23 protein-coding genes are annotated in these 24,656 nt (G+C 69.8%); 10 read left to right on the forward strand and 13 right to left on the reverse strand.

Annotated features, from left to right (window positions below):
* Positions 1-2: 2 nt before the first annotated feature.
* Positions 3-1,010: an NAD-dependent epimerase gene (locus EOD73_RS05705; protein ID WP_127681674.1), complete on the reverse strand. Its 1,008-nt coding sequence runs from the start codon at positions 1,008-1,010 to the stop codon at positions 3-5.
* 87 nt (positions 1,011-1,097) lie between these two features.
* Here EOD73_RS05705 and wecB point away from each other — a divergent pair, with 87 nt between their 5' ends.
* Positions 1,098-2,204 carry a non-hydrolyzing UDP-N-acetylglucosamine 2-epimerase gene (gene wecB / locus EOD73_RS05710; RefSeq protein WP_127681676.1) on the forward strand — a complete coding sequence of 369 codons (1,107 nt, stop codon included), beginning with the start codon at positions 1,098-1,100 and terminating at the stop codon, positions 2,202-2,204.
* A gap of 3 nt (positions 2,205-2,207) precedes the next feature.
* On the opposite strand, the gene EOD73_RS05715 is transcribed toward wecB, so the two are convergent.
* The 4 genes from EOD73_RS05715 to EOD73_RS05730 all read right to left on the reverse strand — a co-directional run bounded on the left by EOD73_RS05715 (position 2,208) and on the right by EOD73_RS05730 (position 6,001).
* On the reverse strand, positions 2,208-3,062 hold the full coding sequence (locus tag EOD73_RS05715) for an EpsD family peptidyl-prolyl cis-trans isomerase (protein ID WP_127681678.1): 855 nt from the start codon (positions 3,060-3,062) through the stop codon (positions 2,208-2,210).
* Entirely contained in the window at positions 3,043-3,774 is a 732-nt protein-coding gene (ubiE, locus tag EOD73_RS05720; RefSeq protein ID WP_127681680.1) for a bifunctional demethylmenaquinone methyltransferase/2-methoxy-6-polyprenyl-1,4-benzoquinol methylase UbiE, read from the reverse strand. The genes EOD73_RS05715 and ubiE overlap by 20 nt, the downstream gene beginning before the upstream one ends.
* The gene (locus EOD73_RS05725; RefSeq protein ID WP_127681682.1) at positions 3,771-4,160 is read right to left on the reverse strand and encodes a gamma-butyrobetaine hydroxylase family protein; all 390 of its coding nucleotides are present in this window, start codon (positions 4,158-4,160) and stop codon (positions 3,771-3,773) included. Before EOD73_RS05725 ends, ubiE begins: the two co-directional genes overlap by 4 nt.
* 68 nt (positions 4,161-4,228) lie before the next feature.
* Entirely contained in the window at positions 4,229-6,001 is a 1,773-nt protein-coding gene (locus tag EOD73_RS05730) for a S8 family peptidase (protein ID WP_240660608.1), read from the reverse strand.
* 400 nt (positions 6,002-6,401) lie between these two features.
* On the opposite strand from EOD73_RS05730, the gene EOD73_RS05735 reads away from it, so the two are divergent.
* The gene (locus EOD73_RS05735) at positions 6,402-8,405 is read left to right on the forward strand and encodes a M13 family metallopeptidase (protein WP_127681684.1); all 2,004 of its coding nucleotides are present in this window, start codon (positions 6,402-6,404) and stop codon (positions 8,403-8,405) included.
* On the opposite strand, the gene EOD73_RS05740 is transcribed toward EOD73_RS05735, so the two are convergent.
* Positions 8,406-9,593, reverse strand: coding sequence for an MFS transporter (locus EOD73_RS05740; protein WP_127681686.1), 1,188 nt, complete (start codon positions 9,591-9,593; stop codon positions 8,406-8,408).
* Entirely contained in the window at positions 9,590-11,020 is a 1,431-nt protein-coding gene (locus EOD73_RS05745) for a DNA recombination protein RmuC (RefSeq protein ID WP_127681688.1), read from the reverse strand. The genes EOD73_RS05740 and EOD73_RS05745 overlap by 4 nt, the downstream gene beginning before the upstream one ends.
* 58 nt (positions 11,021-11,078) lie before the next feature.
* Between EOD73_RS05745 and EOD73_RS05750 the strand changes: the two genes are divergently transcribed.
* Both EOD73_RS05750 and EOD73_RS05755 read left to right on the forward strand, forming a co-directional pair.
* Positions 11,079-11,972 (forward strand): alpha/beta hydrolase, encoded by an 894-nt coding sequence (locus EOD73_RS05750; protein WP_127681690.1) that lies wholly within the window; start codon positions 11,079-11,081, stop codon positions 11,970-11,972.
* A gap of 5 nt (positions 11,973-11,977) precedes the next feature.
* The gene (locus tag EOD73_RS05755) at positions 11,978-12,739 is read left to right on the forward strand and encodes a hypothetical protein (protein ID WP_127681692.1); all 762 of its coding nucleotides are present in this window, start codon (positions 11,978-11,980) and stop codon (positions 12,737-12,739) included.
* On the opposite strand, the gene EOD73_RS05760 is transcribed toward EOD73_RS05755, so the two are convergent.
* Genes EOD73_RS05760 through EOD73_RS05775 form a run of 4 tightly spaced genes read right to left on the reverse strand, consistent with a single transcriptional unit; the run spans position 12,736 to position 16,707 of the window.
* Complete coding sequence (locus tag EOD73_RS05760) at positions 12,736-13,689, reverse strand: 2-hydroxyacid dehydrogenase (protein WP_127681694.1); 954 nt, start codon at positions 13,687-13,689, stop codon at positions 12,736-12,738. The two genes, EOD73_RS05755 and EOD73_RS05760, sit on opposite strands and share 4 nt — an antisense overlap.
* Positions 13,686-15,083 (reverse strand): sodium:proton antiporter, encoded by a 1,398-nt coding sequence (locus EOD73_RS05765; protein ID WP_127681696.1) that lies wholly within the window; start codon positions 15,081-15,083, stop codon positions 13,686-13,688. Before EOD73_RS05765 ends, EOD73_RS05760 begins: the two co-directional genes overlap by 4 nt.
* Positions 15,083-15,781, reverse strand: a complete 699-nt coding sequence (locus tag EOD73_RS05770) for a nitroreductase (RefSeq protein WP_127681698.1) — start codon at positions 15,779-15,781, stop codon at positions 15,083-15,085. Before EOD73_RS05770 ends, EOD73_RS05765 begins: the two co-directional genes overlap by 1 nt.
* On the reverse strand, positions 15,778-16,707 hold the full coding sequence (locus EOD73_RS05775; protein WP_127681700.1) for a histone deacetylase family protein: 930 nt from the start codon (positions 16,705-16,707) through the stop codon (positions 15,778-15,780). The genes EOD73_RS05770 and EOD73_RS05775 overlap by 4 nt, the downstream gene beginning before the upstream one ends.
* 116 nt (positions 16,708-16,823) lie before the next feature.
* On the opposite strand from EOD73_RS05775, the gene EOD73_RS05780 reads away from it, so the two are divergent.
* The 6 genes from EOD73_RS05780 to EOD73_RS05805 all read left to right on the forward strand — a co-directional run bounded on the left by EOD73_RS05780 (position 16,824) and on the right by EOD73_RS05805 (position 23,897).
* Positions 16,824-17,366, forward strand: coding sequence for a phasin family protein (locus tag EOD73_RS05780; RefSeq protein WP_127681702.1), 543 nt, complete (start codon positions 16,824-16,826; stop codon positions 17,364-17,366).
* Positions 17,367-17,521: 155 nt separating this feature from the next.
* A complete protein-coding gene (locus EOD73_RS05785) occupies positions 17,522-18,574 on the forward strand; it encodes an SPFH domain-containing protein (protein WP_127681704.1) in 1,053 nt (350 codons plus the stop codon).
* Positions 18,575-18,589: 15 nt separating this feature from the next.
* Complete coding sequence (locus EOD73_RS05790) at positions 18,590-20,179, forward strand: DUF4178 domain-containing protein (protein ID WP_127681706.1); 1,590 nt, start codon at positions 18,590-18,592, stop codon at positions 20,177-20,179.
* 24 nt (positions 20,180-20,203) lie between these two features.
* Positions 20,204-20,422 (forward strand): DUF350 domain-containing protein, encoded by a 219-nt coding sequence (locus EOD73_RS05795; RefSeq protein ID WP_127681708.1) that lies wholly within the window; start codon positions 20,204-20,206, stop codon positions 20,420-20,422.
* Between the two features lie 123 nt (positions 20,423-20,545).
* Positions 20,546-22,105 carry a polyamine aminopropyltransferase gene (locus EOD73_RS05800; protein WP_127681710.1) on the forward strand — a complete coding sequence of 520 codons (1,560 nt, stop codon included), beginning with the start codon at positions 20,546-20,548 and terminating at the stop codon, positions 22,103-22,105.
* 235 nt (positions 22,106-22,340) lie between these two features.
* Positions 22,341-23,897 (forward strand): FAD-dependent oxidoreductase, encoded by a 1,557-nt coding sequence (locus EOD73_RS05805; protein WP_240660609.1) that lies wholly within the window; start codon positions 22,341-22,343, stop codon positions 23,895-23,897.
* Position 23,898: 1 nt separating this feature from the next.
* Here EOD73_RS05805 and EOD73_RS05810 read toward each other — a convergent pair whose 3' ends face one another.
* Complete coding sequence (locus EOD73_RS05810; RefSeq protein ID WP_127681712.1) at positions 23,899-24,207, reverse strand: ArsR/SmtB family transcription factor; 309 nt, start codon at positions 24,205-24,207, stop codon at positions 23,899-23,901.
* Positions 24,208-24,275: 68 nt separating this feature from the next.
* Positions 24,276-24,653 carry an adenosylmethionine decarboxylase gene (speD, locus tag EOD73_RS05815; protein WP_127681714.1) on the reverse strand — a complete coding sequence of 126 codons (378 nt, stop codon included), beginning with the start codon at positions 24,651-24,653 and terminating at the stop codon, positions 24,276-24,278.
* Positions 24,654-24,656: the final 3 nt, after the last annotated feature.

Below are 24,656 nucleotides of genomic sequence, written 5' to 3' on the forward strand. Positions count from 1 at the left end.
GCTCAGGCCTTGAAGTAGTTACGGTACCAGGCGACGAAGTTGCCGATGCCTTGGGGCACCGGCATGGCCGGCTTGAAGCCGGTCCAAGCCTCCAGTTCGCTGACGTCGGCGTGCGTGGCGGGCACGTCGCCGTCTTGCAGGGGCATGAAGTTCTTTTCAGCCACCCGGCCGGTGGCCGCCTCGATGGCCTCGATGAACTCCATCAAGGTCACGGGGTTGTGGTTGCCGATGTTGAACACGCGGTAGGGCGCGTTCGAGCGCGCCGGGTCGGCCTGCACCGGGTCGTAGGCCGGATCGATCTCGGCCGGGCGGTCCAGCACGCGCACCACGCCCTCGGCGATGTCGTCGATGTAGGTGAAGTCGCGCACCATCTTGCCGTGGTTGAACACATTGATGGGCTTGCCCTCCAAGATGGCCTTGGTGAACAAGAACAGGGCCATGTCGGGGCGGCCCCAGGGACCGTAGACCGTGAAGAAGCGCAGGCCCGTGGTGGGCAGGCGGAACAGGTGGCTGTAGGTGTGGGCCATCAGCTCGTTGGCCTTCTTCGTCGCGGCGTACAGGCTCACCGGGTGGTCCACGCTGTGGTGCTCGCTGAACGGCATCAGGGTGTTGCCGCCGTACACGCTGCTGCTGCTGGCGTAGACCAAGTGCTGAACGCCGTGGTGGCGGCAGCCCTCCAGGATGTTCATGAAGCCCTGAACGTTGGCGTCGATGTACGCGTGCGGGTTGGTCAGCGAATACCGCACCCCGGCCTGGGCGGCCAGGTGCACCACGCGGTCGAACTTCTCGGCGGCGAACAGCGCGGCCATGCCCTCGCGGTTCTCGACGTCCAGCTTGACGAAGCGAAAGCCAGCGTGCGGCGTCAGTCGCGCCAGACGGTCGTGCTTGAGTTGCGGGTCGTAGTAGTCGTTGAGGTTGTCCAGGCCCACGACCTCGTCGCCTCGCGCCAGCAGGATCTGGCTCACGTGCATGCCGATGAAACCGGCGGCGCCGGTGACGAGGATCTTCATGGAGGACTCCGCATTCAGGGGGATCAAGGGTCGGGGCGCATTGTCGGCGCGCCACAATGACTGGCCCGTTGCCACCCCCTGATTCCAATGGCCAAACCCCTGCTCCACCTCGTCGCCGGCGCCCGGCCGAACTTCATGAAGATCGCGCCCCTGGTGCGGGCCCTGCAGGCCGATGGCCGCCTGGACTTCCAGATCGTGCACACCGGCCAGCACTTCGACCGCGACATGAACGAGGTGTTCTTCGAAGAGCTCGGCATCCCCCAACCCGACGTGCGCCTGGGCTGTGGTGGGGGCAGCCATGCCGAGCAGACCGGCAAGATCATGCAGGCCTACGAGCAACTGATCGCCACGGCCAAGCCCGCCTGCTGCCTGGTGGTGGGCGACGTGAACTCCACCCTGGCTTGCGCCATCGTGGCCAAGAAGGCCGGCGTGCCGGTGGCGCACGTGGAAGCCGGCCTGCGCAGTGGCGACATGTCCATGCCCGAGGAAATCAACCGCCTCGTCACCGACGCCATCACCGACTGGTTCTTCGTCACCGAGCCCTCGGGCCTGGCCCACCTCCAGCGCGAGGGCAAGCCCATGGAAGCGGTCTTCGACGTCGGTCACGTGATGGTGGACAACGTGCTGTACCAAGCCGCCAAGCTCCAAGACATGGACACCTCGGGCTTGGAGACCGATGCCTTCAAGAAGGCGCATCCACGCTACGTGGCGGTGACCTTGCACCGCCCCAGCAACGTCGACGGCGAGGTCAACCTGCGCCGCGTGGCCGGGGTGCTGCGCCGCGTGGCCGAGCACCTGCCCATCGCGTTTGCGGTGCACCCGCGCACGCGGAAGAACCTGGAAGCCGCTGGCATCGACCTGGGGCCCAACGTCACGCTGATGGGCCCGCAGCCCTACATGAGCTTCTTGCACCTCTGGAAAGACGCAGCCCTGGTGCTGAGCGACAGCGGTGGCTTGCAAGAAGAGACCACGGCCCTGGGCGTGCCCTGCGTGACCATGCGCGACAACACCGAGCGGCCGGTGACGGTGGACGAAGGCAGCAACGTGCTGGCCGGCACCGACCCCGACACCGTGGTGGCCGCCTGCCTGGACGTGATCCAGCACGGCGGCAAGCGCGGCCGCCGACCGGCGCTCTGGGACGGTCAAGCCGCCCAGCGCATCGTCGACCTGCTGGCCTCCCGCCTCGTGGCCTGAGCCTCAGGGCCCGGCCGAGGCCGCGGCGCTGGCCGGGGCGGCCATGCTGCCCAGGTAGGTGACGCTGGCCTTCTCTCGCAAACGGCGCAAGCCGGCTTGCACCTGGGCTTGGCGGCGCTCGGCCCACAGCTGCTGCTCGATCGCCGGTCGCGCCTGGGCCAAGGTCCACGGCGCGGCCTGCGCACCCAGGCGCTGCACGACCCACAGGCCGCCCGGGCGGGCGACCACGGTCCATTGTCCGTCGGCCAGCGCCGGCAAGGCGCCCTGCAAAGCAGCCGGCCATTGCTCGGTGGGCCGCAACACCGACGCAGGTTGCACCCGCAGGCCAGCGGCCTGGGCCTGCGTCAGCCACAGCCCGAAGTCGGCGCCGGCGGGCACCTGCGCCTGCAGGGCGCCCAGGGCCGAAGGCGGGCCGTCGATCAGCAGCTCTTGCGCCCGGAACACTTGGCGCTGCGCGTAGAGCTGGGGCACCGAGGCGTAGTGCTTCGCCACCTCCTCGTCCGTGGGGGCCGGCACGTCCGCAGCCAAGGACTGCGCGTAGGCCCGTGCCATCAACTCGCGCCGGGCCGCGTCCAGTTGCGCCGCCACCCGGGAGTCGCGGTCCAGCTTCAAGGCCTCGGCCTGCTGCAACGCCAGTTCCTGGTCGATCAGGCGCTCCAGCACCTGCGGGGCCAGCGCGGCGCGCTGCTCGGGGCCCAGCGCGCCTTGGCGCTCCAACGCGTCTTGCAACTGGCGCACGGAGATCGTTTCGCGGTTGACCTGCACCACCGGTCGCAGGGCGGGGTCCTGCGGGGTGCAGGCCGTCAGCGCCAGCAGCAGGCCCAGGGCCTGAACGGCCTTAGCAGCGAATGCCGACATGCAAAGCCACCGCGCCCGCGGCCATGTTGTGCACGTCCACGTGGCCGAAACCGGCCGCCTTCATCATGGCCTTGAGCGTGGCCTGGTCAGGGTGCATGCGGATGCTTTCGGCCAGGTACTTGTAGCTGTCGGCATCACCCGCCAGCCACTGCCCGAGCTTGGGCAGCACCTTGAAGGAGTACCAGTCGTAGGCCTTGCGCAGCGGCTCGGCGATTTGCGAGAACTCCAGCACCAGCAAGCGCCCGCCCGGCTTGAGCACCCGCGCCATCTCGGCCAACGCCAAGTCTTTGTGCGTCATGTTGCGCAGGCCGAAGGCCACGCTGACCAGGTCGAAGGACTGCGACGCGAAGGGCAGCTTTTCGGCGTCGGCCAAGAGGCTGGGGGTGAGCACGCCCTCGTCGAGCAGCCGGTCGCGGCCCGTGCGCAGCATGGCCTCGTTGATGTCGCTGTGCAGCACCAGGCCCGTGGGACCCACGCGCTTGGCGAAGGCCTTGGTGAGGTCGCCGGTGCCCGCCGCGATGTCCAGCACGCGCTCGCCACCTTGCAGGTTGGCCACCGCCACCGTGTAGGCCTTCCACGCCCGGTGCAAGCCCCCGGACATGGCGTCGTTCATCAGGTCGTACTTGCTGGCGACCGAGTCGAACACACCGCGCACCTTGCGCGCCTTGACCTGCTCGTCGACGGTCTCGAATCCGAAATGCGTTTGGCTCATCGCGCCACTCCTTCAGGGTCTCGGCTGGCCCCGGCCGCGGCCAAGCGGGCCTCGTACTCGGCCCACAGTCGCGCCTCGTTCTGGCCCAGGTGGTAGAGGTAGTCCCAGCTGAACAGGCCGCTGTCGTGCCCATCGCTGAAGCTCGGCCGCAGGGCGTAGTGGCCCACCGGTTCAAGGCCCAGGATCTGAACCCCTCGCTTGCCCACTTGCAGCACTGCCTGCTCGGGGCTGTGCCCCTGCACCTCGGCCGAGGGGCTGTAGACCCGCAGCAGTTCGGCGGGCAAGGCGAAGCAGGCCCCGTCGTCGAACGCCACCTCGAGGCGCTGCGTGCCCTGGTGCAGGGTGATCGCGCTGGGACGAGGGAACTCGGGACGCAAACCGGCCATGGCCATGCCAATGAAAAAGGGGCCGCCAGTGTAGGCGGCCCCTTGGGCGCACAAGGAAGTGCGAAGGCTTACCAGCTCAGGCCCAGGGTGTAGGTGCCCGCGCCGCCGCTGTAATAGCGAACGCGCACGTAACGGGTGGTCGTGGTCGTGCCGGTGTTGGCCGAGGTGGCCGAATCCACCTGACCCGCACCCTTGGTGCTGGAGGTCAGCTGCGTGCCCGCGCTGTTGTAGATGTACAGGTCGTAGTCCTTGGTGCCGCCGTTGAGCGTGGCGGTCAAGGTCTTGCCGGCCGGCAGGTTGACGCGGAAGTAGTCCGTGTCGGTCGTGGTCGACAGCGAGCCGTTCACCGTGGCCGGGGCGCTGACCAGGTTGGCGGTGCCGGTCGTGTTGTTCGACTCGGTCTCGTTCACGCCCGTCGGGGGCGGCGTGGTGCCACCGACGATGGCCGCGATCGCTGCCGTGGCATTGACGATGCCGGTGCCGCAACCGCTGCAGGTGGCCGGGAAGGCGCGGGCGCTGGACTTCAGGGCCGACTCGATCTGGTCCGGCGTGGCCGTGGGCTTGACCGCGTACATCAGGGCGACGACGCCGGCCACGTGGGGCGTGGCCATCGAGGTGCCTTGGTAGTAAGCGTAGTTGTCGGCGCCCGGCGTGGTCGTGCCGGCATTCAGCGTCGACAAGATGCCGTTGGTCGTGCCGGTGCTCATCTCACCGCCAGGCGCGGCCACGTCCACCAAGGTGCCAAAGTTCGAGTACGACGCGCGGCCGCCCGTCGGGCCCACGGCCGCCACGGCGATCACGCCCGAGCAGTTGGCCGGGTTGCTGTTCGAGACGTTCTGGTTCTCGTTGCCAGCGGCCACCACCACGGTGGTGTTGCGCGAGCGGGCGCTGTTGATGGCGTTTTGCGTCGTGGTGTCGCAAGCGCCGCCGCCGCCCAGGCTCATGTTGATGACCTTGGCCGGGGTCGGGTTGGCGGGCAGGCCACTGACCGTGCCGCCGCTGGCCCAGATCATGCCGTCGGCGATGTCCGAGGTGTAGCCGCCGCAACGGCCGAGCACGCGCACGGCCTGCACCTTGGCGCCGTAGGCCACGCCGATCACGCCGGTGCTGTTGTTGCCCACGGCCGCGATGGTGCCGGCCACGTGGGTGCCGTGCCAGCTGGAGTTGCTGGCCTGCGAGCCCGTGCCGCACTGGCCGGCGGTGTTCCAGTCGCCGGGGTCGGAGGGGTCGCTGTCACGGCCACTGCCGTCGTTCGAGACCGTGGTGTCCACGATCATGTCGTAGCCCGACACGATGTTGGCGGCCAAGTCAGGGTGCGGGCGAATGCCGGTGTCCAGCACGGCCACGGTCACGCCAGCGCCGTTGGTGGTGTCCCACGCGGTGTTGGCACGGATGCCGCCATTGCCGCTGCCCAGGCCCCACAGGCTGCTGTAGTTGGTGTCGTTGGGCGTCAGCAGCGGGTACATCTTGCGATCGGGCTCGGCGTACTCGATGGTCGGGTCCTCGGCCATCATCTTGGCGGCCAAACCGCGCAGGTCGGCGACCGGCATGGCGCGGTTCAGTTGCATCACGTCGGCGCCCAGGCCGTTGCGGCGCAGTTGCGACATGGCCAAGCCCATCTCGGCCGCCAAGCGGCCGCGCACGGCGCTGGCCTGGCTCGAGGCCTCGGCCACCAGTCCGTTGGTGGCGCGGTACTTGATGATCATGCGATCGGTGTGATCGGCCGCCTCGGCCGGCGCGCGGAACAACTGCTGCGCTTGGGCCATGCCCGCACAGGCCGTGGCCACGCACAAAGAAACCAACAACTTCACCGGCAACTGCTTCGAATCCATCCAAGACATGGGAAAGCTCCAGAGATCGGGTTTTGAACGCGCCTTCGGGTGGCGAAGGCGCTTGGGGGGGGAGGCCCGGGGTAACGGGCGGGTCGACAGACGCCTCGGGCGTTGGCCCGGGTGCTGGCTGAAACGGCTGACCCCCTCCTTGCCTGCGGTGGGCAAGTGCTCAGCGGCTTCTTCGGCACAGGGGGAGCGTCGCCCCCTATTTCTTCTTCCATCGCGACGTCCCTTCGGGCCCGGCGAACCGAACCTTCTTGGACGCCGCGCAGTCTAAAAAATGACAAGGCCGTGAAATGTGACCGGTGGCAAAACGACACAACGGACTTTCCCGGTCGGGTGCAACCCTGTGTCGGCACCTGGAGTGCTCGCTCTACGCTGCGCGCCCTTCGGGTTTACCTGCGTCCCCATGACTTCGACGAAACGCCTTCTGCTGCCCCTGTCTTTGGCCCTCCTCGCACTGGGGGCTCGCGCCCAATCCGAGGCCCCGGCGGCCTGCCAAGACTTCTACGGCCACGTGAACGCCGCGTGGCTGGCCCAGACCGAGTTGCCCGCCTCGCGCTCGCGAACCGGCTCGTTCGACGAACTGGCCCGGCGCAACGAAGCGGTGTTGCAAGCGGCCCTGGCGAGTCTGTCGGCCCAGCAGGCCCCGACGGCGGGCTTGCGCCACGCCGCCACCGTGTGGGCCAGTGCCACGGACGAAGCAGCGCTCGAGCGCCAGGGCGTCGCGGCCCTGGCGCCCCTGCTTCAGCCGATCGCGGCGCTGCGCACGCGCGACCAGTTGCCCGCGCTGATGGCCATGCTGGCCCGCGCCCAGGTGGCCGCCCCCATCGCCATCGGGGTGCGCCCCGACCCGATGGACACCCGCCGCTACACGCTGATGCTGGGCCAGGCCGGCCTGACCCTGCCCGACCGCGACGACGCCACGGGCACCGACGCCACCGCCCAGCGCCTGCGCGAGGCCGCGCGGCGCTACCAAGCGGCCTTGCTGACGGCCTGGCAAGGCCAGGCCCCCGACGCCGCCCGACTGGACGCCTTGGCGGCCTTCGAAGCACGGCTGGCCCAGGCCAGCACGCCCCGCACCCAACTGCGCGACCCGCGGGCCAACTACCACCCGCACGTCGCCGCCAGCCTGCGCGCGCAGGCGCCGGAGCTGGACTGGGCCGCCTTGATCCAAGCCCTGAAGCTGCCCGAGCGCGCGCCCGCGCGCTTCGTGGTCGGGCAGCCCGAGTTCCTGGCGGCCGTCGCGCGAGAGGCCGCAAACACCGAGCTGGGTGTGTGGCGCGACTACCTGGCCGTGCGCGTGCTGGACGCCTACGCCCCCGGCTTGAACCGGGCCTTCCAGCAAGCGCACTTCGAGTACCACGGCAAGACCCAGCGAGGCCTGCAGGCCCCCGCACCCCGCAGCGAACGCATGGTCGAGGCCATCGGCGGGCGCTACGGCAACGCGCCGCTGGCGCAGCTGCTGGGCGAGGTCTTCGTGCAGGCCGCCTTTCCGGCCGAAGCCGCCAAGCGCTCTGCCGAACTGGTGAGCGACATCAAGGAAGCCATGCGGGTTCGCGTGCGCGGCCTGCCTTGGATGAGCGAGGCCACCAAGCAAAAGGCCCTGGCCAAGCTGGACGCCATGTCGCTGAAGATCGGCGCGCCGGCCCGCTGGCCCGACTACACCGGCCTCGTGACGCGGCCCGACGACCTGGCCGGCAACCTGCTGCGCGGCGCGCAGTGGGCCAGCGCGCAGCGCTTCAACGACCTGGGACGGCCGGTGGACCGCACGCGTTGGTTCACCAGCCCGCACATCGTCAATGCCTTCGCGGGGGGCTTGAACGAGATCACCTTCCCAGCGGGCATCCTGCAGCCGCCCTTCTTCGACGCCCAGGCCGACGACGCCAGCAACTTCGGGGGCATCGGCATGGTGATCGGCCACGAAATCATTCACCACTTTGACGACCGCGGGCGACAGTTCGATGGACAAGGCAACCTCAACGACTGGTGGACGCCGCAAGACGCCGCCGCCTACCGCGAGCGGGCCGCCAAGGTCTCGGCGCTGTACGGCGGCGTCGAGGCCTTGCCCGGCCACCGCATCAACGGCGACCTGACCCTGGGCGAGAACATCTCCGACCTGGGCGGCCTGCAAATCGCCTTCGACGCCCTGCAGCGCTCGCTGGCGCGGCACCCGGCGCCCCCCCGCGCCGACGGGCGCACACCGGCCCAGGCCTTCTTCGTCAACCAGGCCCTGGTGTGGCGCAGCAAGTACCGCACCGAGGCCATGATCCAGCAGTTGCGCACCGACAGCCACTCGCCGCCGCGCTACCGGGTGCTGATTCCGATGGCGCACACCGAGGCCTTCCAAAAGGCCTTCCAGTGCCAGGCCGGCGACCCCATGGTGGCCGAGGCGCGCCTAACGGTGTGGTGATCAGTCCTTGACGCTTGGCTTGCCACCCGGGCTTTGGCTCAAGGGCCGGGTGGCGGGCCAGCAGGCCGCGGCCACCAGCGCCATCAGGCTCATCGGCGCGGCCGCGCCGGCCAGGCTGCTCACGGCGCCGAAGGCCAGGGGCATCAGGATGGCGGCGCCGTTGGTCAGCACCATGCGCAGGCCCAGGGCTTGGCCGTGGCGCTCGGGCGGCGTGATGTGCGTCAGCGCCGCCAACATGGTCGGCTGCACCGAGCCCAAGGCCATGCCCAGCAGGAAGCTGCCCAGCGCCATGCCCGGCACCCCGGGCAGCCAGGGGTAGGCCCCCAGGGCCGAGGCCGTGACCAGCAGCGCCGCGCGGATGGCCGTGCGGTCGCTCCAGGCCCCCGTCCATCGCACGATGGCCAAGCGCACCAAGGCCACGCCCACGGCAAAGGCCCCGAGCAGCAGCCCGATGGTCGAGGCCGAGTAGCCGCGCTCATGGCCCAGCACGGGCACGACGAAGGTGTGCGCGTCCCAGGCCACGGCCAACACCATGTTCAGCACCAGCAGCGCGCGCAAGGGGCGTTGGCGCAGCAGGTCCCAGGCCGGCATCAGGCTGGCATGGCGCGCCCCGCCCGGCCACGGCCGGTGGCGGTTCGCCCGCAACAGCAGCAAGCCGACGGGGGCGAGCAGCACCCCGGCAAAGAAGCCGTAGCGAAAGCCCAGGTGGTCGATCAGGAAGCCCGCGACCACCGGCGACAGGGTGTTGGACATCGCCGGCCCCATGGCCGCCCAGCTGTAGAGCGCCTGCGAGGGCACGCCCCCGTCGGGCTGGGCCTGGGCGATGAGGGCGATCTCCCGCTGCACCGCCACGGCGGACAAGGCCAGGGACGCCCCGGTGCCCAGCGCGGCCAGGACCAAGGTGGGCACGCTGGGCCAGGCCCAGGCGGCCACGACGCCCAGGCCGGCCAATGCCGAGCCCCCCACCAGCGGTCGCCACAGCCCAAAGCGATCGGCCCAGGCGCCGGCGGGTGCACCCAAGAGCGCGGGCGTGAGCGACACCAAGGCCAGCATCACGCCGACGAGGAAGGCGCTGTGCCCGGTCTTCAACAACCACAGCGTGGAGGTCACCCGCACCACCGCCATCGTGGCGTGCAGGGCCATCAGGGCCCCGATGAGCCGCAGGAAGCCCGCGGGCAAGCGGCTCAAGCCTCGTCGCCCCGCTCGTCGGTTTCGGCCTCAGCGCTCAGCGACAGCAATCCCTGCGCCTGCGGCTCGGGCAGCGACTCCACGCCCTTGAGCTTGCGCGCCATGGCCCGCGTGCGCACCTCGGCGTCGTCGATGGTCTTGCTGGCCTCGTCCAGCTTCTTCTTGGTCTTGGCCAGCACGCCCCCAAACTTGCCGAACTCGGTCTTCACGGCGCCCAGCACGGCCCAGACTTCGCTGCTGCGCTTCTCCAGCGCCAGGGTGCGGAAGCCCATCTGCAGGCTGCCCAGGGTGGCCAGCAAGGTCGTGGGCCCGGTCAGCATGACCTTGTGCTCGCGCTGCAAGGCCTCGAACAGGCCGGGGCGGCGCAGGCACTCGGCGTACAGGCCCTCGGTGGGTACGAAGAGCAGCGCAAAGTCGGTGGTGTGCGGCGGCGCCAGGTACTTGTCGGCGATGGTCTTGGCCTCCAGGCGCAATCGGGCTTCCAAGGCCTTCCCGGCGGCCTCGGCAGCGGGGGCGTCGGCGCGCTCTTGGGCGTCTAGCAAGCGCTCGTAGTCCTCGCGGGGGAACTTGGCGTCGATGGGCAGCCACAGCGGCGCCTCGCCCTGACCGGGCAGCTTCACCGCGAACTCGACGCGCGCCGTGCTGCCGGGCACGGTGACGACCTCGCGGCCGTACTGCTCGGGCGTGAACACCTGCTCCAGCAGGCCTGCCAGTTGCACCTCGCCGAACACGCCGCGTGTCTTCACGCCGGTCAGCACGCGGCTCAAGCTGCCCACGTCGCGCGCCAGGTTCTGCATGTCGCCCAGGCCCCGGTGCACCTGCTCCAGGCGCTCGGCCACCTGGCGGAAGCTCTCGCCCAGGCGCTGCTCCAGCGTGGCGTGCAGCTTCTCGTCCACCGTCTGGCGCATCTGCTCCAGCTTGGCGGCGTTGTCTTGCTGGATGCCCGTCAGGCGCTGCTCCACGGCGTGGCGCAGGTCGGCCATGCGCTGCTCGTTGGCCGTGGTCAGGGCCTGCAGTTGCTCGCGCAACTGGGTGCTGCTGCGCACCAACGCAGCATCTTGCGCCTCTCGGGCCGCGGCCTGGCTTTGGTTCAAGGCCTGGGTGGTTTGGGCCAGGCCGCCCAAGAGGCCCTGCTGCAGCCCGGCCACCTGCACGCGCAGCGAATCGATTTGCTCGTTCTGGGTGCGCGTGGCCTCGCCCGCTTGGCTCAGCAGGCTGCCCTGGAACTGGCCCAGCTGGCCCAGCAACTCTTGGCGCGTGGCCTGCGCCGCCCGCTGGGTGTCATCGCGCAGGTTGCGCTCGGTGGCTTGCAGGGCTTGCTGCAGGGGTTGGAGATCGGGGGCCGGCGCTGGGCGGCGCCAGAGGAGCAGCAGGAGCACCGCGTTCAGCAGTGCCAGGGCCGCAATCAGCAGTTCGAACCAAGGCATTCGCAGATTGTCGCGGCGGGCCCCATGCCGCGCTGCGGGCTGGCCACAATCCCGACCCATGCGCCGATTCCTCTCCCTGCTGCTCGTGTCGATGGGCCTGGCCACCGCGCCGGGCTGCGCCCCCAGCCCAGGGCCGACGACCCGCATCCCGCCCCTGTCCAGCGGTCCCCAAGCGGCAGCGGGCCTGCCGGTGTGCGAGGTGGCCGGCGAGACCCTGCGGGGCGACCTGGTCCGCCCCGACCGAACCACGCACAAGCGCCGCGCGCTGCTCTTCGTGCACGGCGGCGGTTGGCGCGGCGGCGCGCGCGAGGACTTCGCCCCCCTCATGCACGCCCTGGCCGGCCAGGGGTACACCGGGCTGACCGTGGACTACCGACTGTCGCCCGCCGTGCGCCACCCCGAGCACCTTGCCGACGTGAAGTGCGCGCTGCGTTGGCTCAAGGCCCACGCCAGCGAATTGGACATCGACCCCGATCGCATCGCCCTGCTCGGCGGCTCGGCCGGCGGCCACCTGGCCGCGCTGGCGGCCTACACGCCGAACGACCCGCGCTTCGAAGGGCAAGGGCAGCCCCGCGGTGGGGACACCCGCATCGCCGCCCTGGTGACCCACGGCGCCCCAACCGACCTGCGCGACGCCGCCCGCTACAGCGACGAAACGCGCCGCGCGGTGGGCGTCTTGATGGGGCGCGTGCCGCTCAGCGCGGCCATGCTCGACGAAGCCAGCCCGGTGCACTTCGCGCGCCCCGACAACCCGCCCACCTTGATCTTGCACGGCGAGCACGACCCCATCGTGCCGGTGGCCCAAGCCCAGCGCCTGAACGCGGTGCTGTCGGCGGTCAACGCGCCGCACCGCTTGCACGTCATCCCCGGGGCCGGCCATGCCGACTTCGGCAGCGACCCCGATGCCGTCGGGCGCTTGCTCCTTCAGTTTCTTGACACCCACTTGCGTTGATGCCCATGTCCCCTTCCCTTCGTGCCTGCTTCGCCCTTACCCTTGCCGCTGGACTCAGCCTGCCCCTCGACGCCCGCGCCGACGCCCTGAGCGACCTCAAGGCCGCGCTCGTGCGACTGCAAGGCCAAACGCCCATCAAGGGCCAGATCAGCGTCAAGAGCGAAAACCGCCAGAACGAAGGGCAGGACGATGCGCGCAACGACGTCGGCGCGGCCCAAGTCGCGTTTGACGATGGCCCCCAGGGCTTGCGCGTGACCTACCCCCAGCCCGTCTTGGCCAAGGCCTTGCAGGAAGACACGGCGAAGGATGCCAATCCCAAAGCCAGCACGCCGACCGCCACCGGCTTGTCGGGCCTGGCCTACCAGGACGTGCGCCAAATGACCCGCGCCGCCGATGGCCTGCTGCGCACTTTGAACCGCGCCACCTTCAAGAGCGAGCGGGCGGAAGCGTGGCAGGGCCAGGCGGCTCGCGTGGTCAGCTTCGACGTGCCCCTTCGTCAGCCCGACAAGTACGTCAAAAAGTTCAGCAACTTGCTAGAGGTGTGGGTGGCGGCGGATGGCACGCCCTTGGCTGCGCGCCAAACCCAAACCATCTCGGGCCGCGCCATGATGGTCATCACCTTCGAAATGAAGTCCACCGAAGAGACCCATTTCACCGTCGTGGGCGAACGCCTGGTGGCCGTGCGCCGCAGCAGCCAGTCCAGCGGCGAAGGGGCCGGCGAAAAGGGCCGGCAGAGCCGCCAACTGCAGCTCGACCTCGCCTCTTAAATCGGGGTGGGGCCAGGGCGGCCATCGGCCCAGGCCAGGAGGTTGTCCACCGCCAACTGCACCATGGCGCGCCGCGTCGGCAGGGTGCTGCTGGCAATGTGCGGCGTGAGCACCGCGTTCGGGCAGGCCAGCAGCGCCGGGTGCACCTCGGGCTCGCCCTCGAACACGTCCAAGCCGGCCGCCGCCAAGCGCCCTTGCTGAAGCGCCGCGGCCAAGGCGGCATCGTCCACCACGCCCCCACGGGCCAGGTTGACCAGGGTGGCGCTGGGCTTCATCCAGGCCAGTTCTGAGGCGCCGATCAAATGGTGCGTGTCCGGCCCATAGGGCACCATCACGACGACGTGGTCTGCCTGCCGCAGCAGGTCCGGCAGGGGCAGGTGCTGGGCCTGCAGCGCCTCGGCCTCGGGCGAGGTGCTGCGCTGGCTGTAGACGATGCGCATGCCAAAGCCATGGCGCGCCCGCCGGGCGATGGCGGTGCCGATGCGCCCCATCCCGACGACGCCCAAGGTCGTGCCCGCCACCGGTGCCCCGGCGAACTGGTCGATGGCCCAGCCCTGCCACTGCCCCGCGCGCACGAAGCGCTCGCCCTCTCCCACCCGCCGCGCCGCCGCCAGCAGCAGGGCCAGGCCGAAATCGGCGGTGGCTTCGGTCAGCACGCCCGGGGCGTTGCTGAGCCGCAGGCCCCGGGCGCGGCAGGCCGCCAGATCCAGGTTGTTGAAGCCCACCGTGACCAGGGCCACCGCTTGCAGCGTGGGGCAGGCCGCCAGCAGCGCGGCGTCCACCCGCTCGGTGCCCGAGCCGAGCAGGCCCCAGCAGCCCTGCAGGCGCGCGGCCAGGGCGGCCGGCGGCAGGGGTTGGTCGCTGTCGTGCACGTCCAGCTCGTAGGCGGCCGCCAAGGGCGCCAGCACGTCGGGAAACAGGCGACGCGCGACGAGCAGGCGCGGCTTCATCGGAACCAGATCCAGGCCATCAGGGCCAGCACCGGCAGCAAGAGCCCGAAGCTCCAAGCGAGGAAGCCGAAGAAGCTGGGCATGCGGATGCCGCGGTCTTCGGCGATGGCCTTGACCATGAAGTTGGGCGCATTGCCGATGTAGCTCATCGCCCCCATGAACACCGCGCCGGCCGACACGGCGGCGAGGGTGGCCGAGCCGGCGCCCATCAAGGCCTGGGCGTCGCCGCCGGCCAGGTTGAAGAACACCAGGTAAGTGGGGGCGTTGTCCAAGAAGGCCGACAGCCAGCCCGTGGCCCAGAAGTAGGCCATGGGCACCGGCGCGCCCTGCGCGTCCGAGACCGCCCGCACCAGGCCCGCGAACGGGCCGTTCAGCCCGGCTTGCAGCATGGCCAGCACGGGGACCATGGTGAGGAAGATCCCGATGAACAACTTGGCCACCTCTTGCATCGGTGCCCATCCGAACTGGTTGGCTTCGCGCACGCCGGCCGGCGTGATCCAAAGGGACAGCAGGGTCACGCCCAGCAGGCCCAGGTCTCGGACCACGGCTTGCAAGGTGACGGGCGTGCCGGCCACCTCGAAGACGACGCCGGGCTTCCACAGCCCGCTCATCAGCACCAAGCCGACCACCAGGGCCAAGGGCAAGAAGTTGATGGCGCCATCGAGCCCCAGCCGGGGCGAGTCGGGCGTGGGGTCGACGGGCGTGACGCCTTCCTTGCGGTACCAGTACGTGTCAATGGCGAAGAACATCGCCAGCAGGGTGCCGACCACGAACAAGGTCTCGGGGCCCAGTTCGCGCACCGTCCAAAAGAAGCTCACGCCTTGCAGGAAGCCGAGGAACAGGGGCGGGTCGCCCAGCGGCGTCAGCGCCCCGCCGGCGTTGCTGACGATGAAGATGAAGAACACGATGACGTGCACCACGTGCTTGCGGTTGTCGTTGGCCCGAATCAGCGGCCGGATCAGCAGCATCGAGGCGCCGGTGGTGCCCATCACGCTGGCCAGCAGGGCCCCCACGGCCATGATCCCGGCGTTCAGCGCCGGCGAGCCGTGCAGGTTGCCGCGGATGTAGATGCCGCCCGAGGCGGTGAACAGCGCCAAGAGCAGCAAGGTAAAGGGGATGTACTCGGCCAGCAGGGTGTGCACCACCGCACCGCCCGTGGCGGCCAGGCCCTGGGTCAAGGCCAAAGGCACCAAAAAGCAGGCCGCCCAAAAGGCCGCCACCTTGCCGAAGTGGTGGTGCCAGAAGGCAGGAACCAACAATGGCCCCAGGGCAATGGACAGCAAGATGCCCACGAAGGGCAAGGCCCACCAAGGGTTGAAGGCGCTGGCGTCGAGGGCGGCGGCGTGGGCCATCCCCGGCAGGGTCAAGCTCAAGGTGAGGGCAAGTCGGCGCATCAGGCCTCCAGGAAGGTCGTGAACTCGGCGACGGGTGCGCGCTCCGTGCGCAAGCGGTTGACCACCGCCTCGGGGTCGGCATGGCCCAGTGCCATCCCGCACACCAGCATCTCGTTGGGCGCAAAGTCGAGCATCTCGGCCAACTGGCGGTGGTAGTGGATCCAGGCCGCTTGCGGGCAGGTGTCCAGCCCGCGCGCCTTGGCCGCCAGCATCAGGGACTGCATGAACATGCCGTAGTCCACCCAGGCCCCCTGGGTCAGCACGCGGTCGATGGTGAAGATCAGGCCCACCGGCGCGTCAAAGAAGCAGTAGTTGCGGCCGTGCTGGGCGTGCATGCGCTCCTTGTCGCCCTTGCCAATGCCCAGCAGGCCGTACATGTCCCAGCCCACCTTGCGGCGGCGGTCCACGAAGGGCGAGGTCCACTCCAGCGGGTAGTAGGAGTACTCGGCCTCCAGCGCGGCGGCTTGCGCCGGGTCGTTGTGGATGGCCAGGGCCATGTCGACCACACGCTTCAGCGCGGCGCCCGTCAGCACCCGCACCCGCCAGGGCTGGATGTTCGTGCCCGACGGGGCCTGCGCCGCGTCGGCCAAGATGGCCTCGATCGTGTCGCGCGGCACCGGCGTGGGCAAAAAAGCGCGCACCGAGTGGCGGGTGTGCAGGGCGTCGGAAACGCTCATCGGGGGCGTCGTTGCGGTCATGGTCTCTCCACAGGGTCGGCGGCATTCTTCCATCGGCCCCAATGGCCTTGGGCCAAGCGCACGGTTTGCACCTGCACGTCCAGCATGGCGTCCAAGTCCGTGGGGTAACCGCCGGCCATGGTCACCACCGCCGGCACCTGGCGCTGCCACAGCCAGTGCAAGACCGTGGTATCGCGTGCGGCCATGGCGTCTCGGCTCAGGCGCAGGCGCCCGAGGCGGTCGCCCTCATGCGGGTCGGCCCCGGCCAGGTAGAAGGCGAATTGCGGCGCCGGGAAGCGGTGTGCCAGCTCGTCCAGGGCCTGGTCCAGCGCAGACAGGTAAGCCCCATCGCCGCAGTCGTCGGGCAGGTCCACGTCCAGGCTGCTGGCCACCTTGCGGAACGGAAAGTTCTTCTCGCCGTGCAGGCTCAGGGTGAAAACGCGCTCGTCCCCGGCAAAGATCGAGGCCGTGCCGTTGCCCTGGTGCACGTCCAGGTCGATCACGGCGACGCGTTGAACCCAGCACTGCCGCTGCAGCCAGCGCGTGGCAACCGCCACGTCGTTGAACACGCAGTAGCCACCGCCGGCATCGGCCTTGGCGTGGTGGGTGCCGCCGCCCAGGTTCAGCGCCACGCCCTCGCGCCAGGCCGCCTCGGTGGCCGCCAAGGTCGCCCCGACGGAATGCAGGGCCCTCACCGGCATGCCCGGGTTCCAAGGAAAGCCGATCTCGCGCTGCTCTGCCGGCGTCAGCCCGCCGTCGCGCACCCGCGCCATGTAGGCCGGGTCGTGCACCAGGCCCACCGCGTCCCAGGCGGCCGCCGGCGCCGCTTGCAGGCGCAAACCGGGCACGCCCGCCAAGCGCTCGCGCAGGGCGCGGTACTTGTGGTGCGGAAAGCGGTGGCCCTCGGGCAGGTGCAGCGGCTGCGCGTCGAAATGAAAGACCTGCATGCGAAGATTTTGTTGCAGTGCAAAAAAGTGCTTGCCTTTCGGCTTGCCGTCCCTATACTTCGTTTCATGCTGCAGTGCACAAAACACTGCCCTCCATCCTCAACCAGGAGCCTGCCATGATCACCCCCGACCAATTCCTCGCCGCCCAAAAGTCCTACGCCCAAGCCGCGTTCACCTTCGGCGCCACCGCCTTCAGCGGTGCCGAGAAGCTGGCCGAGCTGAACCTGCAGGTCGCCAAGACCTCGCTGACCGAGGCCGCCGAAACCACCGCCGCCCTGCTGTCGGTGAAGGACGCCCAAGAGTTGATCGCCCTGCAAACCGGCCTGCTGCAACCCACCGGCGAGAAGCTGGCCGCGTACGGCCGCCACGTGGCCGACATCGGCCTGAGCACCAGCGCCGAGTTGGGCAAACTGGCCGAGTCGCAGTTCGGTGACGTGAAGTCGAAGTTCGACGGCCTGGTGGAGAACCTGGCCAAGAACGCCCCGGCCGGCACCGAAAACGTCGTGGCCCTGGCCAAGAGCAGCCTGGCCGCCGCCAACAACGCCTTCGAGTCGGCCCAAAAGGCCGCCAAGCAGGTCGCCGAAGTCGCCGAATCCAACTTCCAAACCTTGAGCGCCACGGCGACCAAGGCCACCAAGTCGGCCAAGCGCGCCGCCTGACGATCGTCTCCTCGTCCCCCCTCGGGGGCGATTTGGGCCCACCTGTTCAAGCAGGTGGGCTTTTTTCTTGGCCGTGACCTCCTCCATCCCCTGCGCGGTTTGGGGATACTGCGGCCGCCGTCTCGTGACGGCTTCGTGCAAAAGAGGAACGCACCATGGGCCTGATGGATTTCATCAAGAAACAGTTCATCGACATCCTGCAGTGGACGGAGAGCGGCGACGGCACGCTGGCCTGGCGCTACCCGATGAAGGATTTCGAAATCCAGTACGGCGGTCAGCTCGTCGTGCGCGAGAGCCAGATGGCCGTCTTCGTGAACGAAGGCAAGGTGGCCGACGTCTTCGGCCCCGGCACGCACAAGCTCACGACGCAAACCCTGCCGGTGCTGACCTACCTGAAGAACTGGGACAAGCTCTTCGAGAGCCCGTTCAAGAGCGACGTTTACTTCTTCAGCACGCGCCAACAGATCGACCAGCGCTGGGGCACGGCGCAGCCGATCACCATCCGCGACAAGGACTTCGGCGCGGTGCGCCTGCGCGCTTTCGGCAACTACGCCTACCGCATCGTCGACCCGAAGAAGTTCCACACCGAAATCAGCGGCACGCGCGAGACCTACACCGTCACCGACCTCGACGGGCAGTTGCGCGGCCTGATGCTGCAGCACATCTCCGACGGCATCGCGCAGTCCGGCATCCCCTTCCTGGACCTGGCCGCCAACCAGATCGAGTTCGCCAAGGCCATGGAGGCCGCGACGGGCCCGGCCTTCGAGGCCTTGGGCCTCAAGCTGGAAGCCGTGACGGTGCAGTCGGTGTCCCTGCCCGAGGAGCTGCAGAAGATCCTCGACCAGAAGATCGGCATGGGCATGATCGGCAACAACATGGGCCAGTTCATGCAGTACCAGACCGCCCAAGCCATCCCCAAGATGGCCGAAGGCGTGGCCAATGGCGGCGGGGGCGGCGTGATGGGCGACGCCATGGGCCTGGGCGCCGGTGTGGCCATGGGCCAGGTGCTGGCGCAGCAGATGCAAGCCAGTTTGGCCGGCGTGAACCCAGCGGTGCAAGCGGCCGCCGCGGCCGCTGCAGCGCCCGTGGCCGCCAAGGCCGAGGACGTGATCGCCTTGATCGAGAAGCTCGGTGACTTGAAGGCCAAGGGCATCCTCAGCGACGAAGAGTTCGCCGCCAAAAAGGCGGAGCTGCTCGGGAAGCTGTAAGTCGTCGACCGCGCCTTGGCCGACGACCAAGCCCCTGCGCAACGCCGCTGGCGCGCCGCCTGTCCCAACTGCGGCGCGCCGGTCGAGTTTGCCTCGGCGCACAGTGCCAGCGCCGTTTGCAGCTTTTGCCGCAGCACCCTGCTGCGCGATGGCGATGCGCTGCTGCGCACCGGCGAGAGCGCCGAACTCTTTGCGGACTACTCGCCGCTGCAAATCGGCACCCAGGGCACCTGGCAGAGCGAGCCCTTCACCGTCTTGGGTCGCGTTCAGCTGGCCTACGACGGAGGCCGGTGGAGCGAATGGCACGCCTACTTTGACAACAGCGGCAAGTCCGCCTGGTTGAGCGAGGACAACGGCCGCTTCGTGATGAGCTGGCCGCTGTCCCTGGCGCAGCCGCCCGCCCCGACCGCGCTCGTGCTCGGGGCCCAGCAGGTGGTCGACGGCGAGGGCTACCGCGTGGCCGCCCTCACCCCCGCCACCCTGCACGCGGCCGAGGGCGAACTGCCCCAGCCCCCGAAGCTGGGGCAGGCGGTCTTCGTGGCCGAGCTGCGCTCCAGCCGCGATTCGGTCGGCACCTTGGAGTACGTGGAAGGCGAAGCGCCGCGCTGGAGCGTGGGGCGGCCTGTGGAACTGGGCCAACTCAAGCTGGCCAACCTGCGGGAGGAGTCGGCGGCCGACCTCGGCAAAGGAGGGGCCGGGCGCAGCCTGGCCTGCCCGCACTGCGGTGCCCCCATCCAGCCGCAACTGAACCAGTCCCTGTCGGTCACCTGCGGCCAATGCCAGTCGGTGGTCGACCTCTCGGGCGGCCCCGGCGAGGCCCTGCGCCACCACCAGCAAGCCATCGGCATGGAGCCGCCCATCCCCTTGGGGCGCACCGGCAAGCTGTCGCTGCTCAAGGGCGGCGCGCGCGAGCCGTGGCAAGTGGTGGGCTTCCTGGAGCGCTGCAGCCGGGGCGACGACGAGCAGTACTTCTGGCGCGAGTACCTGCTCTACAACCGCCAGCGCGGCTTCGCTTTTTTGGTCGACAGCGAGGAAGGCTGGAGCTTGGTCTCGGTGCTGACCGGCGCCCCGACCCCGGTGGGCGCGGGCGTGCAATGGCAGGGCCAACAGTTCAACCTGCACGAGCGCTACCAGGCGGTGACGACCCACGTGCTCGGCGAGTTCTACTGGCGCGTCAAGCGCGACGAAGTCGGCGATGTGGCCGACTACCGCCGTGGCGACCAGTTCCTGAGTTGCGAGCGCAGCGGCAACGAGATCACCTGGAGCCTGGGCCGCGCGATGGACGCCGCCGAGGTGGCCCAGGCCTTCGGGCTGAACCCGCAGCAGCAAAAGCAGATCCAGCGCGACGCCTCGCCGCTGAGCAGCGCGGGCGACACCCTGAAGGGCCTGCTCGTGTTCGCCCTCATCGCCATCGCCGTGGTGGTGCTGATGAAGGCCTGCAGCGACGAACCTTGCGACCGAACCAAGCAAACCTTCGGGGCGCAAAGCGCCGAGTACCAATCCTGCCTGGCCAACCAGCGCCGCAGCGGGGGCTACTACGGTGGCTCTGGCAGCGGCAGTGGCGGCAGCTGGGGCGGCGGCTTCGGTGGCGGCGGCCACAAGTGAACGAACGAACCTAGGAGCACGACCATGACCCTCGAATGGCTCACCCCCGCTGCCGTGGGCGGCACCCTGATGTACGCCCTGCTGGGCGTCGCGATCTTCTGGGTCAGCTTCATCGTGGTGGACAAGATCACCCCGTACAAGCTGTGGGAGGAGATCGTCGAACACCGCAACATGGCCTTGGCCATCGTGGTGGCGGCGATGTGCATCTCCATCGGCCTGATCGTCGCTGCCGCGATCCATTGAGCCCCCAGGCTTCGGCTCGGCCTGGACGGCGAGCCTGTGCCACCCCCCGAGGGGGCTGCCGCCCGCTGGGGGCGGCCCGGCGCGGGCGGCGTCCCGCATGGGGCCCATGCAAGCCTTGACACGATGACCCCAAACCCGTCCGACCGCGTCAGCTGGGCCGAGGCCCTGCTGCTGCTCAGCGTCTTCCTCATCGCCGCCTGCGGCCTGGCCTACGAGCTGGCGGCCGGCGCGCTGGCCAGTTACCTGCTGGGCGACTCGGTGCTGCAGTTCAGCACGGTCATTGGCAGCTACCTGTTCGCGCTGGGCATCGGCTCCTTCCTGAGCCGGTTTGTCGAGCGCCAGTTGGTCGCCCAGTTCCTGGGCATCGAGCTGCTCGTGGCCGTGCTGGGCGGCCTGCTGCCCATGGCGCTGTTTGCCGCGCACAGCCTGCTGCCACCCGGCGCCGAGACCGCGTTCCGCGTGCTGCTGTACGCCATGGTGCTGCTGGTGGGCACGCTGGTGGGACTGGAGATCCCGCTCATCCTGCGCATCCTCAAAACGCACGCCGGGGGCGAACGCGGTTCGCTGCGCGAGCTCGTCAGCCAGGTGCTGACCTTCGACTACCTCGGGGCCCTGCTGGTGGCCCTGGCCTTCCCCCTGCTGTTGGTGCCGCACCTGGGTCTGGTGCGAACCGGCCTGTTCTTCGGGCTGATGAACTGGGGCGTGGCGGTTTGGGCTTGGTGGATGTTCCGCGGCCAACTGCGCGCACGCTCGTGGTTGGCCGCCGGCGGGGCCCTGGCCCTGGCCGTGCTGCTGTTGGCCTGGGCGGGGGCCGAGCGCCTGACCAGCTGGGCGGAGCAGCGCTTCTACGGCGAACCCATGGTGCTGCAGCAAAGCAGCCCTTACCAGCGGGTCGTCGTCACCCATGGCCGCACCGGCGTCAAGCTCTACTTGAACGGCAACCTGCAGTTCCACGAGCGCGACGAGTACCGTTACCACGAGGCCTTGGTGCACCCGGCCATGGCCGCGCACGGCGCGCCCAAGCGCGTGCTGGTGCTGGGCGGCGGCGACGGCATGGCCGTGCGCGAGATCCTCAAGTACCCGAGCGTGGAGCAGGTCACCCTGGTCGAGCTCGACAGCCAAATCACCGCCCTGTTCCGGCGCATGCCCTTGCTCACCCGGCTCAACGGCGACGCGCTGAACCACCCCAAGGTGCGCGTGGTCCACGCCGACGCCTACCAGTGGCTGGAAACGCAGCCGGGGCAGGGCTTCGACGTCGTCATCGCCGACTTTCCCGATCCCAGCAACCATGCGCTGGCCAAGCTCTACAGCACCAGCTTCTACCAACGCGTGATGGAGCACCTGAACGCGAGCGGCTACCTGGTGGTGCAAAGCACCTCGCCCCTGGTGGCGCGGCACAGCTTCTGGACGGTGGTCGACACCCTGGAGGCCGTGGGCTTGCGCACCGCCCCGTACCACGCCCACGTGCCCAGCTTTGGCGAATGGGGCTTCGTGCTGGCCGGCCAGCGACCTTGGCAGCCCCCCTCGCAACTGCCTGCGGGATTGCGCTTCCTGAACGCCACCGGCTTGCCCTTGATGCTGGACTTCCCGCCCGACATGGACCGCGTGCCCGGGGGCGTCAACCGCCTGAGCGACCCGGTGCTGGTCGAGCACTTCCAACGCGAATGGGGCGCGGTGCATTGAACCTAACAACGGCCGTTGACCGCTTGATTCCGCATGCAAGTCCTTGATCGCTCCCCCCTCGGCGCTCACGCCCAACTTGACCGTTGGGGTGAGCGCGCTGCACGACCGATTGCACCGCGCTGTGGCGCGCCGGCGGCCTTGCTCAGCCTCGCGGGCATGGGCCCGCAGCGTCTTCGCGCCTTGCTGGCGCACCGCATCACGGCGCACTCGGCCGTGTCCAACCGCCGTTTCTAGGTTGAAGCGCCGCCACGCCCTGGCCCTGCCACTGCTGCCCCTGGCCGCCTGCCAGCGGCCCAGCCGTGGGCTGGACGTGGCCTGGCTCGGCCCCGACCCCGCTCGCGCCCACGCGCTGCGCGCTGCCGCGCCCAAGGGCAGCGCCCGGCAGCGCCGCGCCCAGGTGGTGGTGGTGGGCGCCGGCGTGGCCGGGCTCACGGCCGCCCGCCTGCTGCGGGCGCGGGGCGTGGACGTGGCGCTGATCGAGTGGGACCTGCAGGCCGGCGGCAACAGCCAAGGCGGCCAGGTTCGCGGCCTGCCCTGCCCGCTAGGCGCGCACTACCTGCCCCAGCCCGGCACGGAGCTGCCCGAGCTGCAGGACTTGCTGGTCGAGCTCGGCGCGGCCCAGCGCGTGGCCGGCCGCTGGCAAGCCCACGAGGCGCTGCAGGTGCATGCCCCGTCCGAGCGCCTGTACGACGGCCACGCCTGGCAGCCTGGGCTGCTGCCGCCGACCGAGGACGCGGCCGCCCTGGCCCAGCGCCGCCGCTTTGCGCTTCGCGTGCGCGAGGCCCAACGCCGCATCGGCTTTGGCCTGCCCACGCACCGCGCGCCGTGGACGCCCGCCCATGCGGCGCTCGACGCCGAGCCCTTCGACGCCTGGCTCCACCGGGAGGGCCTCGACGAGCCGGGCCTGCGCTGGTACCTGGACTACTGCTGCCGCGACGACTACGGCGCCGGCAGCGCGACCGTGTCGGCCTGGGCCGGCCTGCAGTACTTCGCCAGCCGCCACGGCTTCCACGCCCCGGGCGACGAGGACGATGACCCCCACGCCGCCGCACCCCCGGTGCTCACCGCGCCCGACGGCAACGCTTGGCTGGTGCGCGGCCTGGCCCGCGAGCTGGGCGAGTCGCTTCATTTGCAGCGCTTGGCGGTGCAACTCGACGAGGAGCGACACGGCGTACGCCTGCGCTGCATCGGGCCCGACGGCCTGGAAGAGTGGCGGGCGGCGCAGGCCATCGTCGCCACGCCCCTGTTCATCGCCCAACGCCTGCTACGCCAGCCCCCGGCAGCGCTCTCGGCGGTGGCGCTGCCACGGGCCCCATGGCTGGTGGCGAACCTGTGGCTCGACGGCCCCCTGGCCCCCCGGGTGGGCGCACCGGCCGCATGGGACAACGTGGTGCGCGACAGCCCCACCCTGGGCTACGTGAACGCGCAGCACCAAAGCCTGGACCCGCGTCCCGGGCCGCAGGTGCTGAGCCTGTACTGGGCCCTGCCCCAGGCCGACCGCCAACGCTTGCTGGACGCACCGGCCTCGGCCTGGGCCGATCGCGCGGTCGCGGCGCTGACCCCCACGCACCCCGACCTCCTGCAACGCCTGCAGGCCGTGCGCTTGACCCGCTGGGGCCACGCCATGGCCGTGCCCGTGCCAGGCGTGCGCGCCCAGGTGGCCCAAGGGGCGCTGGCGGCCTTGCGCAGTGCACGCGGGCGGGTGCGTTTCGCGCACGCCGACCTGGCCGGCTACTCGGTGTTCGAAGAGGCCTTCTACGCCGGCCGGGCCGCGGCCGCCGGCCTGGCATGAGTCAACCGAGGGTGCGCAACTCCTGGGCCCAGCGTTCGATCAACTCGATCGCCGGCTCGGCGGTCAGGAAGTGAAAGTTCTCCGTCCCCTGCTGCCGAACCTCGACCAAGCCGGCCTGCCGCAAGATCTTCAGGTGGTGCGAAATGGCCGGCCGCGACAGGGGCAAGCGCTCGGCCAGTTGCCCCACGTTCATTTCCTGGTGCTCGGTCAGGAGCAGCAAAATCTGCTGCCGAGGCGTCTCCGCCATCGCGAAGAACAGCGGCTTGCAATCGGCAAAGGTCTGGGCGAGCTGCTCAAGGGGTGCGGCCATTCGGTGCGTTCAAAGGTTTGAACGCATTGTGACCCTCAGCTCCGCCGGGTGGGGGGTCTCTGTGGCCCTCAGGCCACCCCGCGGTGCAAGGCCTGCACGCGCGACTTCGCCGGTGCAAACGCCGCCACCAGACGCTCCATCAAGGCCTGGGCCTTGGCCGAGTTGTCTTGGCCGAGGTTGCAGACGTACACGTCCAAGGTCACCCCGCCCTGCTCGGGCCAGGTGTGCACGGCCACGTGGCTCTCGGCCAGCAACACCACGCCGGTGATGCCGGCCGGCTCGCCCGGCTTCGCCGGCTCGAAGGCGTGAAAGCGCTCGGCCACGGAGCAAAGGCCCACGGCGTGTACGGCGTCCACGCACAAGGCCCGCAAGGCGTCCACCTGGGTCATGGCCGCCGCGTGCGGATCGCAGCCACGCAGGTCGGCGCAAAGGTGCAGGCCTTGCATGGG

This window comes from Inhella crocodyli (assembly GCF_004004565.1).
GTDB lineage: Bacteria > Pseudomonadota > Gammaproteobacteria > Burkholderiales > Burkholderiaceae_C > Inhella > Inhella crocodyli.

Coding starts and splice junctions, on each gene's coding strand:
- EOD73_RS05705 (WP_127681674.1), bottom strand. CDS start 1,010: ATGAAGATCCTCGTCACCGGCGCCGCCGGTTTCATCGGCATGCACGTG.
- wecB (WP_127681676.1), top strand. CDS start 1,098: ATGGCCAAACCCCTGCTCCACCTCGTCGCCGGCGCCCGGCCGAACTTC.
- EOD73_RS05715 (WP_127681678.1), bottom strand. CDS start 3,062: ATGTCGGCATTCGCTGCTAAGGCCGTTCAGGCCCTGGGCCTGCTGCTG.
- ubiE (WP_127681680.1), bottom strand. CDS start 3,774: ATGAGCCAAACGCATTTCGGATTCGAGACCGTCGACGAGCAGGTCAAG.
- EOD73_RS05725 (WP_127681682.1), bottom strand. CDS start 4,160: ATGGCCGGTTTGCGTCCCGAGTTCCCTCGTCCCAGCGCGATCACCCTG.
- EOD73_RS05730 (WP_240660608.1), bottom strand. CDS start 6,001: ATGTCTTGGATGGATTCGAAGCAGTTGCCGGTGAAGTTGTTGGTTTCT.
- EOD73_RS05735 (WP_127681684.1), top strand. CDS start 6,402: ATGACTTCGACGAAACGCCTTCTGCTGCCCCTGTCTTTGGCCCTCCTC.
- EOD73_RS05745 (WP_127681688.1), bottom strand. CDS start 11,020: ATGCCTTGGTTCGAACTGCTGATTGCGGCCCTGGCACTGCTGAACGCG.
- EOD73_RS05750 (WP_127681690.1), top strand. CDS start 11,079: ATGCGCCGATTCCTCTCCCTGCTGCTCGTGTCGATGGGCCTGGCCACC.
- EOD73_RS05755 (WP_127681692.1), top strand. CDS start 11,978: ATGTCCCCTTCCCTTCGTGCCTGCTTCGCCCTTACCCTTGCCGCTGGA.
- EOD73_RS05760 (WP_127681694.1), bottom strand. CDS start 13,689: ATGAAGCCGCGCCTGCTCGTCGCGCGTCGCCTGTTTCCCGACGTGCTG.
- EOD73_RS05765 (WP_127681696.1), bottom strand. CDS start 15,083: ATGCGCCGACTTGCCCTCACCTTGAGCTTGACCCTGCCGGGGATGGCC.
- EOD73_RS05770 (WP_127681698.1), bottom strand. CDS start 15,781: ATGACCGCAACGACGCCCCCGATGAGCGTTTCCGACGCCCTGCACACC.
- EOD73_RS05775 (WP_127681700.1), bottom strand. CDS start 16,707: ATGCAGGTCTTTCATTTCGACGCGCAGCCGCTGCACCTGCCCGAGGGC.
- EOD73_RS05780 (WP_127681702.1), top strand. CDS start 16,824: ATGATCACCCCCGACCAATTCCTCGCCGCCCAAAAGTCCTACGCCCAA.
- EOD73_RS05785 (WP_127681704.1), top strand. CDS start 17,522: ATGGGCCTGATGGATTTCATCAAGAAACAGTTCATCGACATCCTGCAG.
- EOD73_RS05795 (WP_127681708.1), top strand. CDS start 20,204: ATGACCCTCGAATGGCTCACCCCCGCTGCCGTGGGCGGCACCCTGATG.
- EOD73_RS05800 (WP_127681710.1), top strand. CDS start 20,546: ATGACCCCAAACCCGTCCGACCGCGTCAGCTGGGCCGAGGCCCTGCTG.
- EOD73_RS05810 (WP_127681712.1), bottom strand. CDS start 24,207: ATGGCCGCACCCCTTGAGCAGCTCGCCCAGACCTTTGCCGATTGCAAG.
- speD (WP_127681714.1), bottom strand. CDS start 24,653: ATGCAAGGCCTGCACCTTTGCGCCGACCTGCGTGGCTGCGATCCGCAC.